The organism is Bacillus cereus group sp. Bc031 (genome assembly GCF_027716265.1).
Classification (GTDB): Bacteria; Bacillota; Bacilli; order Bacillales; family Bacillaceae_G; genus Bacillus_A; species Bacillus_A paranthracis.
In genome coordinates this window covers 23,051-36,765 of the sequence record NZ_JAQFUL010000051.1, presented here as the reverse complement: position 1 = coordinate 36,765, position 13,715 = coordinate 23,051, and the positions used below count along the sequence as shown (strand labels likewise).

Here is a 13,715-nt window from a genome sequence, read left to right as displayed (position 1 = left end):
ATGAGGTGAAAGTCTCACGTACGGTGTGGAGAAGGGGAAAAGATGGAGATAACCTCAAAGTCTTACCTATTTCTATTAACGTGTGCTTTTTATTGTACATAACGGTCGTTATATTGTATATAGTGTAGGAGTGTTTCTTATGGAAGAAATTCAACTTATTCTGGCGAAAAATTTAAAAACAATTCGAGAAAAAGAAAAATTAAGTTTAGAAAAGGTTTCCCAATTAACAGGTGTGAGTAAAACGATGATTGGACAAATTGAACGTGGAGAGTCAAGTCCAACATTAACAACGATATGGAAAATAGCTAATGGGTTGAAAGTGTCTTTTACTTCTTTAATCAATAATCCGCAACCGGATACGAAAGTTGTTTTACGAAATGATGTTCAAGTATTATCAGAAGACAATGGAAGATATAAAGTGTATCCTTCTTTTCCTTTCCAAGATGATAGGAACTTTGAAATCTATACGGTTGAAATTGAAACAGAAGGAAAGTTAAATTCGGAAGGTCATAAAGAAGGGACTGAAGAATTTATAACGGTGTTTGAAGGGGAATTGACACTTGAAATAAATGATTGTCAGTATAAATTAAATAGCGGGGATTCAATTCGCTTTAAGGCGGATAGACCGCATTCCTATCGTAATTTTGGAAGAACGCAAACCCGGTTAAATATGACTATTTATTATTCAACTTCATAAATTTACAGCTACCTTGAAAAACAAAGAAAGGCGTAATGATGAAACCATCTATAAGAGATGGTTTTTATTTTTTATAATCCACAAAAAAAGACACTCATTTGAGTGTCAACATAGTGTTGCTCTCGCGTATAGGATTGGAGTATGTTTCTCAAATATGTTTTGAGATGGTTCGCATTTGAGAAACTATCTTCATGTTCAATGTAACATTAGCAGTGAGGAGTGTAAATTGATAATGTATATACGGAAAATTTAGTATAGATACTTTGTACTATGAATATAGTACAAAGTATTTCTTATTGCATAATCACTTACGTGAAGTTATTAAAATATAAACTAAAGGAATGACCTAGTAGTTACTATTTTAGCATTTAAGAATGATTATTATAAAAAGAATGAATCATTTTTTAATCGATTCGTATAATTGTTAAAGAGGCACCTGTTGAACCACCTCCAACTAAATTAACTATGGATAATACGCCGAATAGTTGAAGTGAAATTGTATTACCAGCAGTTAAATTAATTATTAAATTATTATTATAATTTGAAGTTGATATTGCGGGTGAAAAGATAGATCCGGAAAGTGGAGTCGAAGAGTTTAATAGTAGCGATTTAGTATTTTGGAATGGAACTATCATTTTGTTATATTAATACTACTAGTTATAGTAACGGTAAAAAGTTTACTTTATGTAAAATCATTTGAGTATGAAAAAGTAGTTATGGAATTTTTCTAAAATGATAGAGGTTTTATTTTGTTAATTAGTAAACAAAATGTGAAATGAGGTAGAAAATTGAACAGCGATGAAAAATTATCTTTGAATAAAGGTATGGTAAGACCAGAAAATATTGGACCTACTTTTCCGGTTCTTCCGCCAATTTATATTCCAACGGGAGCAACGGGAGCAACAGGATCAACAGGGTCAACGGGAGCAACAGGGTCAACGGGAGCAACGGGAACAACGGGAGCAACAGGAGCAACAGGAGTAACGGGAGCAACAGGAGCAACGGGAACAACGGGAGCAACAGGAGCAACAGGAGTAACGGGAGCAACAGGAGTAACGGGAGCAACAGGAGCAACGGGAACAACGGGAGCAACAGGATCAACAGGGTCAACGGGAGCAACAGGATCAGCGGGAACAACGGGAGCAACAGGGTCAACAGGAGCAACGGGAGCAACAGGAACAACAGGAACAACAGGAGCAACAGGAGCAACAGGAGCAACAGGAACAACAGGAGCAACAGGAGCAACAGGAACAACGGGAACAACAGGAACAACAGGGTCAACGGGAGCAACAGGAACAACAGGAGCAACAGGAGCAACAGGAACAAAAGGAGCAACAGGAACAACAGGAACAACGGGAACAACAGGAACAACAGGGTCAACGGGAGCAACAGGAGCAATGGGAACAACGGGAGCAACAGGAACAACAGGAACAACGGGAACAACGGGAGCAACAGGGTCAACGGGAGCAACGGGAACAACGGGAACAACAGGATCAACAGGAACAACGGGAGCAACAGGAGTAACAGGGACAACAGGAGCAACAGGAGTAACAGGGACAACAGGAGCAACGGGAGCAACAGGGGCAACAGGGGCAACAGGAGTAACAGGGGCAACAGGAGTAACAGGATCAACGGGAGTAACAGGAACAACAGGTCCAACTGGCGTTATTGGCCCCATAACAACAACTAATTTATTATTTTACACTTTTTCAGATGGAGAAAAACTTACATATACAGATTCAGATGGGCTAGCTCAATATGGTACAACTCACATATTATCTCCTGATGAGGTTTCGTACATTAATTTGTTTATTAATGGAATACTTCAACCACAGCCATTATATCAGGTTAGTACTGGCCAGCTAACTTTATTAGATAATCAACCACCATCACAAGGTTCTTCAATTATTTTACAATTTATCATTATTAATTAAAAAAGACAGATTCTTAAATAAGAAGGATCTGTCTTTTTGCTCTACATTAAAATAGTTAAAACTAAGTGACGATAAATTCGATTGTAATTGGAATTCCACCGTCTAATGCATCTCCGCCAGGAATTGTAATAGCACCAGTAGGTCCAGTAGTAACACTGGAGTTCACACTAGGTTGAAGAATGCCGTTTACATATAAGTTGTAATACGTAAAAGTCGGAAAAGCAGTTGCAGTAGTGCCAGCATCGTTTAAACAAGCTGTAGCAGCAATTGCAAAAGCTGCACCTGTTCCTGTACCAGCTCCTAATGTAGATGTAAATCTTCTAGATGCCATAAATGGTTGAATAATTGGCAATTAATTCTCACTCCCTATATTGTTTTTTGGAACGAAGTATACAATAACTTGTCCACTATATTGTATGAGAGTTTTTGATAATAGAAACGGCTTTATGATAATAGAAGGAACATAATTTAAGTAAAGATATTATTGTTATTTATTTGAAAAGGTGGTGTTATTACTTATTATTTGTAAGTTATTGGTTATATGCTAATGCTTAGTTTTAATATTTAAATTAAAATGTGCTTTTAAACCTAAGAGATAAACGTGGAAAAATAAAATAAACTTTTAAGTTTAGGTGTTTAATCTAAGCAGTCAATTATTAAAAACATATAATTAATATGTGAGTCATGAACATAATTAAATAACGTTTTAAAGTTTAATTATTATTCATGTTTCCTATTTTAAGTGAATTAAATCTATGCACAATTTTATAGTTCTTATAATAGGAAAATACTCAAATAAAAGAAAGGTAAGGAGGAAATAAATGAAACATAATGATTGTTTTGGTCATAACAACTGCAATAATCCGATTGTTTTCACACCAGATTGTTGTAACAATCCACAAACAGTTCCAATTACTAGCGAACAATTAGGAAGATTAATAACTTTACTAAACTCTTTAATTGCGGCTATTGCAGCGTTTTTTGCAAATCCAAGTGATGCAAACAGATTAGCTTTACTCAATTTGTTTACTCAGCTATTGAACTTGCTAAATGAATTAGCACCTTCTCCAGAAGGAAATTTCTTAAAACAATTAATTCAAAGTATTATTAACTTACTTCAATCCCCTAATCCAAATCTAAGTCAATTACTTTCTTTATTACAACAATTCTTCAGTGCTCTTGCACCATTCTTCTTCTCTTTAATTCTTGATCCTGCAAGCTTACAACTTCTATTAAACTTATTAGTTCAACTAATTGGTGCTACTCCAGGAGGAGGAGCAACAGGTCCAACAGGTCCAGGAGGAGGAGCAACAGGTCCAACAGGTCCAACGGGTCCAGGAGGAGGAGCAACAGGTCCAACAGGAGCGACAGGTCCAACAGGAGCGACAGGTCCAACAGGAGCGACGGGTCCAGCAGGTACTGGTGGTGCAACAGGTTTAACAGGAGCAACAGGCCCAACGGGAGCAACAGGTCTAGCAGGAGCAACAGGTCTAACAGGAGCAACAGGCCCGACAGGAGCAACAGGTCTAGCAGGAGCAACAGGCCCGACAGGAGCAACAGGCCTAACTGGAGCAACTGGAGCAACTGGTGGCGGAGCTATTATTCCATTCGCTTCGGGTACAACACCAGCTGCGTTAGTTAACGCATTAGTAGCAAATACAGGAACTCTTCTTGGATTTGGATTTAGTCAGCCTGGTATAGCTTTAACAGGTGGAACTAGTATCACATTAGCGTTAGGTGTAGGTGATTATGCATTTGTAGCACCACGCGCAGGTGTTATTACGTCATTAGCAGGTTTCTTTAGTGCAACAGCTGCATTATCTCCATTATCACCTGTTCAAGTGCAGATACAAATATTAACTGCACCTGCAGCAAGTAATACGTTTACAGTACAGGGTGCACCTCTATTATTAACACCAGCATTTGCTGCAATCGCAATTGGTTCTACAGCATCAGGTATTATACCTGAAGCTATCCCAGTAGCTGCAGGAGATAAAATACTACTATACGTTTCATTAACAGCAGCAAGTCCAATAGCTGCAGTAGCTGGATTTGTAAGTGCAGGTATAAATATCGTCTAGTTTGTTACAACGCCTGTTTGAAATTTGAATTGGCGTTTGTATATAGCCCATCCTAATTTTATTAGGGTGGGCTATATTTTATGGAAAGATAGGTGATAAATCAATTGAGAAAGTACTCTTTGTTAAAAAAATCAAAATTAATGATTTATAATCTATTGTTTATGGAATAAGTTATATGATTTGAAAAATTATCTATAAATAAAAAAGATGAATTCTATTAAAAACAGAATTCATCTTTTAAATAAAAGGGAAGTAATTTATTTATCGTGAGTGTTAAAATGTTATTGTACAAATTAGTAATCAACTATTTGTTTTTATTACAGTTACATCCTTTTTTCTTTACATAGCCTTGATTGGCTAAGTCTCTTTGTGATTGGGAATTGGAAGATTGAGAATTCGAAGACTGAGAGGATGTTGATGAACTACTATTTTTATTATGAGAGTAGTTTTTTCGATAGTTATAATTACTCATAGTACTATCACCTCCAATTAAATATATAACTATTATATGTAGCTATTCTATTAATTGTTACGATAATAAATAGGAATGGGTATATAATAAAAAAATCTCCTACGTATTTTCCGAGGAGATAAATAATTGTCCTTTCATAATATAAATTAATATCCCCAGTAAAGAGGAAAATAATATGAATCTTGGTAATATAAATTTTGTTGTGGATTAGGAGGATGAGTTGCAGGGGGTATCGTTCCGCGGTTCTGATTACAATTTGCTGGAGGACCGATTACTGTAGTGGATTGAATAGAGGATACCGCTTGTTTCCATTGTTGCTCATCGAGACAGTAAGTATGGGCCATTATATTAGTGGGAGTTAATCTTAACATGTCAGAACCAAAAATAACTTCTGGTGTTGGTGCGTCGAAGATTGCTAATAAATGAGTGTTATCTGCTGTAGCAATTTCATAATGCCACCAAGCTTGTGGAATGTTGGCAACTTGCCCCGGTTTTATTGGTAAGTTTAATATTTGATTTGTAAAAGGATTAAGTAAAGAAACAACTGCAGAGCCTGAAATGCAGTAAACAAGTTCAGCTGCATTTTGATGTATGTGCGGCTCTACAACATTTCCTGTACTTAAATAGATATCTAATAAAGAAGTGTTTTCTAACGTATTTAATTGTTTCTCGCCAAGTACGTTTATATAGTTTTGAGCATCTTTTTGAAAAAAATTACTTTTATTTAAATCATAAGTGAAATTAATTGAGGGGGAAGTGTAGTCGATATTGGAACTCAATTGTATTACCTGCCTTTCTATTAGTAAGTAAGGTTACAAAATTAGGATATGTGTCTATTGTTGGTTGTGTGCAGTTGTTGGTATCTTATTAAATTTGCTTATTTCATAAAGAATATGGGGTGTATTTCGTATCATAAAAAACAGACCAATACTTTTTATAAGAAGCATTGGTCTATTTTTTATGATAGTTTTTGCTGAATAATTAATTGTGCTTTAGCGGTATTGGCATAATTGAGCCAATCTAATACCAAGTTTTGTTTTAAATCAAAGTAGATTTCTATGACGTCAAAATGGGATACCTTTGTTTTAAGTGGAACAGGTATACCGTTTACTTTTGCATTTTTCATGTTATGTGCAATTTTTGGAAATGCAGAGAAAGTAAAATCAATAATTGTAGCACCATCTGGTAAATAAATAGGTTGTAAATCTGAAGTATAAGCCGTTATGGTATTTTCAAATAGTTCGTACGATACTAGATTGTGGAACGCAATTGGATCTGTAGTTAATAAATTGTTATGCACAATTGTATCATTCATTATTTTATAAGATATGGATTGAATATCCATAGTTTCATTATTCAATAAAGAAAAAATACCATTATTTTTTAATCTTTTTGCAAGTTTTGTTTGAATGATAATTGTTTGTTCAGTATCATTCATATTGATTTTAGTTTTTAAATTGCTATTAAAATGGCTGTTTTCAAGTGCCATATTGTCTTCGAAATAGTTTATAGTTGGATTGTATAATTGATGTATCATTCCAAGAATTTTATAGCAATCTAGTACCTTGTAGTTGTAATACAAATTTGTGAAACCTCTGATACGTTTTGTATTTCTTGTAATTGTGAGTAAGTAGTATAAATCGGAGGGAACTCATAGTTTATTTCAAATGAAAGGTTAGTATCATAAAAAGAATGAATTGCTCTTCTTAAATCAGTTATATTTTTTTGAAGATGTGGAACATATCCCGTTAAGAATTTAAGTACCTTGCTATATCTTTCTTTATGTAAATATTGAAAAGCAAGATTTTCTAATTCATACTGGATTGTATATAATCCAAGTCGCTTTGCAAGTGGCGCAAAAAGTGTTAATGTTTCATTCGCATATGCTACTTGTTTCGCGGGTTTTTTAACATTCAAAGTTTTTATATTATGAAGGCGATCTATAACTTTAATAATGCCAACACGTATATCATGTTGAGAGGATAATAGTAATTTTTTAAAGTTAATTGCTTCGTATAATACTTTGTTTTGATCTTGTTGTTTTTTTCCTTTTGTTAATCCATTTACAATATATCGAATAGTCGCACCAAAATGTGATTCGATTTCTTCTAGAGAATATTCGGTATCTTCTACAACATCGTGTAATAAGGCAGCAATCAATGTTGTAATGTCAGCTTTATAATTTAGCAGTATTTCTGTAATTGCGAAAGGATGAATAATATATGGTTCTCCAGTTTGACGGTATTGTCCATCATGTGCTTGCTCTGCAAAATATATAGCTTTTTTCAAGAGTTTTAATTCATTAGATTGTAGATAATTTGCCTTTTGTAATAATACCTCGCTCATATAAATCCGTCCCTTAAAATTATTTTTAATAGTAATTCTATATAATAGAATAAATCCCCTTTGAAATTATTTTAATTATGTAAAAAATAAAGGTGTTGAGATGAAACTATATTCGTATATCCATTCATACTTTGGATTGATGGAAAAAAGTAAAGAACGTGTTAATTTAATATTACATCAATCATTAATAAGGGGTGAAGGTTCATGTCATTTAGTGAAATGATTAGAAATGAAGTGCTCAGCTGGGCGGGTGTTTCTGAAAAACCGCATCGATTTGGCGGCATTGAAATAAATTACGGTAAGAAAGAACTTGGTCATCTGCATGGAGATAAGTTAGTCGATTTACCATTTCCAAAGTTAAAGCGGGATGAATTAGTAAACCAAGGATTGGTCAAACCACATCACGTATTACCTGAATCAGGATGGATCAGTTATTATATAAAGAGTGAAGAGGATATACCATTTGCAATTGAGTTATTTCGTATGCAATATGACCGAATAAAAAAATAATGTAATAAAATAGATGAGTAAAAATATATTTTCATGTCACATCCCTCCTTAATCGTTCGTCTTGTATGTAGAACGATAAGGAGGGATTTTATTATGAAGAAATTTGATGTAGCAATTGTTGGTGGTGGCCTTGCTGGATTAACAGCGTCTATATATTTAGCGAAAGCTGGAAGAAAAGTGATTGTTTTAGAAAAGTCCAATCGCTTTGGTGGTCGAGGGATGACTATTAATAAAAATGGGATCTGTATGAATCTTGGTGCACACGCCTTATATAGAGGAGGAGCCGCATTTTTAACTTTTAATGAGCTCGGTATGAATCTACCGGGTGGAATTCCATCTACAAAAGCACATGGAATATGGAAAGGGGATATTTTCACCATACCAACAGATTTCCGTTCAATTTTATCAACACCACTACTTTCGTGGTCTGCAAAAGTACAATTCTCACGTCTTATGATTCGTTTAGGGAATTTAGATGTAAGAAAAGTTCAAAAAGTGAGCCTAACTACATGGGCAGAAAATGAAATAAAGATCCAATGGTTCGCAATATATTTTATGCGCTATGCCGAACAACAACATATACGTTTGCTCCTACAATACAATTAGCATCATCTGTACTAAAGCAAATACAGCTTTCGATAAAAGATGGGGTATTTTATGTAGATGGTGGCTGGGAGACGATAATAACAAAATTAAGAGACATTGCGAATCATGCCGGGGTGCAATTTTTGGATAAAAAGCATGTTTTGGAAATAGAGCATTACGAAGATAAACAAAGAATATATTGTTTTGATGATGAGGTATTTGAAGTAGGTACAGTCATTGTGACGACTCCACCGAAAGAAGCTTGTAACATAATTAAAGGTGTGGAAGGAACAAGTTTGTATAGATGGAGTGAACAATCGGTACCGGTTACTGTTGCTGCATTAGATATTGGTTTGAGACGATTACCTAATCCGACACATCAATTTGCGTTAGGGTTAGATCAGCCTATATTTTTCACGAATCAATCAAGAGCAGCTAAATTAAGTGATGATGGATCAATTGCAGTGAGTTTAATTAAGTACCATAATCCTGTACTAGAGATGAAACATACTCATGAAGATAAAGAACAGTTAGAAAGTACAATGGATTTGCTACATCCAAATTGGAAAAGAGAAGTTGTTGCGCAACAATATTTACCGGAAATAACAGTAGTATATGATTTTCCTCATATAAACCGAGTTGAAAAATCAGGTCCTAATATCCCTGAAATGCCAGGTGTTTACGTTGCAGGTGATTGGACTGGGCATGATGAAATATTAGCTGATGCTGCAGTAGCAAGTGGAAAACGTGCAGCGTTACACATTTTAAAGCAATTAGAAAGTGAGGGAGTTCATCATGGAAACGGAGCAATTATATGAAGCGTATCAACCATTATTATTTTCGTTAGCATATAGAATCCTTGGGAGTGTTATGGATGCTGAGGATATCGTTCAGGATGTATTTATCTCGTTAAATAATATAGAGGATCTTCAGTCTATAGAAAATATGAAAGCATATTTGTGTAAGATGGCGACAAATCGTTCAATTGATAAATTACGTTCGGCAGCGCATAAACGTAACGTGTACGTAGGGATGTGGTTACCAGAGCCACTTGTAGAAGAAAGTAATGAGCCATCAGAGTCATTTGTTATGAAAGAATCCCTTTCCACAGCATATTTATTACTTTTACAACAACTGTCTGAGGTAGAAAGGATTGTTTTCATATTAAGAGAGGTTTTCAGTTATGAATACGAAGAAATAGCTTCAATTGTTGATAAGAGTAGTGTGAACTGTAGAAAGATCTTTCAACGGGCACGAAATAGTATATTGGATAAGCCGAAGCAATCAACATTAAGTACGAAGAAAATGGCTGATTATGTTGAAAAGTTTGTATCATCACTACAATGTGGTGATGCGCAAGGTATGTTAGAAGTATTAAAAACAGATGCGATATTGAAAGCAGATGGTGGTGGTAAAGTTACAACTGCGATTTATCCAATCTATTCTGCAGATAGAATTATTCGTTTATTCTCTGGAATTAGAAGTAAGTTCCCATCAGCGTACAATGTTGATTATAAGATAGTAAATGGTGCCCCAGGTGTTATTGTTAAAGTGAAAAACAAAGTGACTTATGTACTTTCATTCACATTTGAGAATGAGAAAATCTCAAATATTTATATGATGGTTAATCCTGAAAAACTTATGCACTTAAATAGAATAGTATAAAAAAGACGCATTTCTTTAGAAGTGCGTCTTTTTATTATTTTTCTAACATTTCAAGAGGTACATCTTTTTCGCCAGCTACCTCAAATTTAATTTCCCCGTCTTCTTCATAAATACGTGTAATAATCGGTATAGTAATCATTAATTTTTTGTGCTGCTTTCGTTTTCGAGCAGCATCTAAGCTAATCACGTTCATTTGTAAGCATCCTTTCTTCTAGAAATATATAAACAAAGAAAATGCGTCCGGAAAGGGCGCTTAATTGAATTTGAAATACCGATTCATTTAAATGGGGTTTATATGATTTAACAACTGCAATTGAATTAAAAATAGTATGAATGGAATAATTGCACGTAGAAATTAACTTTACCAAAAAACGAAACAATATGCTATAAAAAATTATAAATCTTTGTCATATAACGAGAAAAAGGTTTTTGTTTCGCATATAATGAAAGTAGACGAGCAACAAGAGCTTTTTCATCATATTGCTTTAGAAAGGCGATGAAAAAATGGATACATTAAATTCATTATTATTTCAACTTGAACAATATGGAGAAGAGCATGATCGAAATAAAAAAACACGGGAAGAAAAATTACGGAATATTTCTCGTGAGATGGGGCAATTTTTATCAATTTTAGTAAAAGGGTGTAGCGCAATAAACATTTTAGAAATTGGAACTTCTAATGGTTATTCTACATTGTGGTTAGCTAATGCGGTAGAAGAAACAAATGGAAATGTAACAACTGTGGAGCTTTCTTCAGAACGAGTTGGAGAGGCACTTGTCAATTTTGAAAAGGCAAACTTGTTGCAAAGGATTGATGTTCACAATCAAGAAGCAGGGGCATTTTTAGATTCACAACTAGATCATTCATTTGATTTTATTTTCCTAGATTCAGAACGTACGCAATACATGTGGTGGCTTGAACATATAAAACGCATTTTACAACCACAAGGTCTTCTTGTTGTCGATAATGCTACTTCTCATGCGAGTGAATTAGCTGAGTTTATAAAAATGATTGAAGAAGATAAAATGTTTGAAACAGTGTTATTGGCATTTCAAAATGGTGCATTTGTAGCGCGTAAGAAGCAATAGGATTGAACGCAATATAATTATCACATTGAAAAAGGGTGTATGTCAAAAGATTGAGTACAGTAGGATGGGAAGGTCGTAATTTATATACGTAACATACGAAGAATCCGCCTTCAGCATGTCGGTCTCTAGGTCTTAAGTCTGAGGAAAATTATGTTGTTTACAGGTATACTTATAGTAAGAAACAGGGAATGACTGCATAAGCAGGTATTTCTTGAAAATTGATTTCATATAGGCTGTTTGCAAATGAAATACAATATATTAGATGAAATATAGTGCACATAAATTCGCACATATAAATAAAGGAGCGATTTTGTTGACTGAACTCGAGAAAAAAGAACCCGTATCAATTGTGAAAGATAATAATGTAGAAGTAGTAGTTGATACAGTTATAAAAGATGAAGAACTTGATGAATTAAATAAAGAAGCCGATCTTTATGTACAAAAATTAAATAGCGAGCAAAATACAGATTTATCGAAAGTATTGTCTCAGCTAGGAGATTTAGGGGATAAAGAACAACAAGCAGCAGGACAAACGTTATCAGCATTAAAACGTCCTGTCACAGCGATGATGAACGGGAAAAATGAAGAAATCCCGAATACATTGTTAGAATTACGTAAAGTAGTATCAGAGCTTGATCCGAACTCATTAAAAGCAAGTGGCATGAAGAAAATTATGTTTAAAGTATTCAAGAAAAATCCACTTGAAACATACGTGCATAAATACCAATCTATAGATAAGCAAATTGAGGAGATTATAAGATCGCTTCTAATTGGCCGTGACAACTTACAAGAAGATACTGTTGGCCTAGAGATGCTTAAGGAACAATCACACGATAAAATTCACGCGCTTGATAAGCAAGTATACTTAGGGAAAAAACTTGCTGGCATGCTGGAAGCTGAGAAACAAAATCCAGAACGTCAAAGGGATATTCCATTAATTAATGATGCATTAGAAAAGATACTCGTACGTACGCGCAATATGCAACAAGCGAAAAGTGTGTTATTACAATCTATCGCATCAGTAGACATTATTAAGAAAAATAATGAAAAGTTAACAGAGGCAATTCGTAATGCAATTACGATGACGCAAAACGTTGTAACAGTTTCTGCTGCTATCCAGTTAGCATTAACAAATCAGCGTAAAACAATTGATGCAGTGAATGCAACAAATGAAGCAATTGAGTCTATGGTATTAAGTAATTCTCAGGCATTAAAACAAAATACAGAAGAAACAACAAAACTTCTTGAAAATCCTGCAATTAGCATGGATAAATTACGCGAATCATTACAAAATGTATTTGCTGCAATTGAAGCTTCTGAAAAATCGTCAGAACGTATTATCGAGTCAAGTAAGAAGTTTGTTATTGAACTAGACACATTTAATGATGAAATGAAACAAAAACTCATTCAGCGCCCAAGAAAATAGCAGACTTTTAGAGGAGGTGAAAAAATGAGTTTTATTCAAACTGTATTATTACTACTCGGTACATTGTTTTTAATCGCATTTACTGTCGTTGTTTTAGTTGTATATTTCGGACGTAAACTGTATTTTTCGTGGACGAAGCCATATAAAAGAGCACACGATTCTTTAGATAAGTTATCGAATAAATCATTACCGTTTCTACAAGAATTTACACAACATCCACTCTTTTATCGTTGGATTCGTACGGAAGGAAAGAAAGAACAACATATATTAAACACGCTTTTCTGTGCATCGGGTCAACGTACGAGAGAGCAAGTATTCTCAATGTTACCGAAAGAAAAACAGAAAAAAGTACATGTAATGGCAAAAACGACGAAAAAGCTTACTAATGAAGATATTGATGTAGCAGCGATGAAAGTAAAAGATTTTTTAAGACAAGAAACGCAGCAAACAGTAAAACCGACAGATTTATCGTTTTATAAATTGTATTTTTATGATCGATATCCAGATGCATTAAATACAATTCAAGCGTATAAACGTTCAATAAATCCTTCATTACAAAAAACAGTTGATGATATTTCAATTTCAGTATTAAATGCACTGCCATACTATCAAGAGCAACGTATGTTTGAACAACAACATAAACTTGAAACGTTCTTAATGAAAGATTTAATAGCGATGTTATCTTTAGTGGTGCAACTACCACCATCACAACGTCCCGAAAAAGAAGAAGAATTGAAAATCTACTTACAAAATTTCCAAAAAGAAATGGAAGTAGTAGAGCGGGATATTCGTGACTCGATTGATCACGATTTGAATGTGAAGATGAGAGCAGCGACTGAGAAGTTTAAGAATAAATAAAAAAGACGCCTTAAAGCTATAATACTTAGCTTTAAGGCGTTTTTTTTATTAG

General features: G+C 34.3%; 11 protein-coding genes and 3 pseudogenes. 9 read left to right on the top strand and 5 right to left on the bottom strand.

Annotated features, from left to right (window positions below; translation table 11 throughout):
- Positions 1–82 precede the first annotated feature (82 nt).
- Complete coding sequence (locus PDQ33_RS18735; RefSeq protein ID WP_270756417.1) at positions 83–697, top strand: helix-turn-helix domain-containing protein; 615 nt, start codon at positions 83–85, stop codon at positions 695–697.
- 404 nt (positions 698–1,101) lie between these two features.
- Here PDQ33_RS18735 and PDQ33_RS18730 read toward each other — a convergent pair.
- Positions 1,102–1,302 (bottom strand): annotated as a pseudogene (locus tag PDQ33_RS18730) (BclA C-terminal domain-containing protein); the annotation flags it as partial.
- A gap of 183 nt (positions 1,303–1,485) precedes the next feature.
- Here PDQ33_RS18730 and PDQ33_RS18725 point away from each other — a divergent pair.
- Positions 1,486–2,631, top strand: coding sequence for a DUF4183 domain-containing protein (locus PDQ33_RS18725; RefSeq protein ID WP_270756419.1), 1,146 nt, complete (start codon positions 1,486–1,488; stop codon positions 2,629–2,631).
- A 61-nt stretch (positions 2,632–2,692) separates the two neighbouring features.
- On the opposite strand, the gene PDQ33_RS18720 is transcribed toward PDQ33_RS18725, so the two are convergent.
- Entirely contained in the window at positions 2,693–2,983 is a 291-nt protein-coding gene (locus tag PDQ33_RS18720; protein ID WP_001121647.1) for a DUF4183 domain-containing protein, read from the bottom strand.
- Positions 2,984–3,452: 469 nt separating this feature from the next.
- Between PDQ33_RS18720 and PDQ33_RS18715 the strand changes: the two genes are divergently transcribed.
- A complete protein-coding gene (locus PDQ33_RS18715) occupies positions 3,453–4,712 on the top strand; it encodes an exosporium glycoprotein BclB-related protein (protein ID WP_270756421.1) in 1,260 nt (419 codons plus the stop codon).
- 618 nt (positions 4,713–5,330) lie between these two features.
- Here PDQ33_RS18715 and PDQ33_RS18710 read toward each other — a convergent pair.
- Entirely contained in the window at positions 5,331–5,963 is a 633-nt protein-coding gene (locus PDQ33_RS18710; RefSeq protein ID WP_061130271.1) for a cupin domain-containing protein, read from the bottom strand.
- Positions 5,964–6,142: 179 nt separating this feature from the next.
- Positions 6,143–7,530 (bottom strand): annotated as a pseudogene (locus PDQ33_RS18705) (HD domain-containing protein).
- 204 nt (positions 7,531–7,734) lie between these two features.
- Here PDQ33_RS18705 and PDQ33_RS18700 point away from each other — a divergent pair.
- From PDQ33_RS18700 to PDQ33_RS18690, 3 genes and pseudogenes are all read left to right on the top strand, one after another.
- Positions 7,735–8,040, top strand: coding sequence for a luciferase domain-containing protein (locus tag PDQ33_RS18700; protein ID WP_000010324.1), 306 nt, complete (start codon positions 7,735–7,737; stop codon positions 8,038–8,040).
- A gap of 93 nt (positions 8,041–8,133) precedes the next feature.
- Positions 8,134–9,443: pseudogene (locus PDQ33_RS18695) on the top strand (phytoene desaturase family protein).
- Positions 9,421–10,290, top strand: coding sequence for an RNA polymerase sigma-70 factor (locus tag PDQ33_RS18690; protein WP_000447136.1), 870 nt, complete (start codon positions 9,421–9,423; stop codon positions 10,288–10,290). Before PDQ33_RS18695 ends, PDQ33_RS18690 begins: the two are co-directional and overlap by 23 nt.
- A 34-nt stretch (positions 10,291–10,324) precedes the next feature.
- On the opposite strand, the gene PDQ33_RS18685 is transcribed toward PDQ33_RS18690, so the two are convergent.
- Positions 10,325–10,483, bottom strand: a complete 159-nt coding sequence (locus PDQ33_RS18685) for a hypothetical protein (RefSeq protein ID WP_001100984.1) — start codon at positions 10,481–10,483, stop codon at positions 10,325–10,327.
- A 311-nt stretch (positions 10,484–10,794) separates the two neighbouring features.
- Here PDQ33_RS18685 and PDQ33_RS18680 point away from each other — a divergent pair, with 311 nt between their 5' ends.
- The 3 genes from PDQ33_RS18680 to PDQ33_RS18670 all read left to right on the top strand — a co-directional run bounded on the left by PDQ33_RS18680 (position 10,795) and on the right by PDQ33_RS18670 (position 13,663).
- Entirely contained in the window at positions 10,795–11,379 is a 585-nt protein-coding gene (locus tag PDQ33_RS18680; RefSeq protein ID WP_000380326.1) for an O-methyltransferase, read from the top strand.
- A 313-nt stretch (positions 11,380–11,692) separates the two neighbouring features.
- The gene (locus PDQ33_RS18675) at positions 11,693–12,805 is read left to right on the top strand and encodes a toxic anion resistance protein (RefSeq protein ID WP_061130420.1); all 1,113 of its coding nucleotides are present in this window, start codon (positions 11,693–11,695) and stop codon (positions 12,803–12,805) included.
- 24 nt (positions 12,806–12,829) lie between these two features.
- Positions 12,830–13,663, top strand: a complete 834-nt coding sequence (locus PDQ33_RS18670) for a DUF3974 domain-containing protein (protein WP_270394290.1) — start codon at positions 12,830–12,832, stop codon at positions 13,661–13,663.
- The last annotated feature ends 52 nt before the right edge of the window (positions 13,664–13,715 follow it).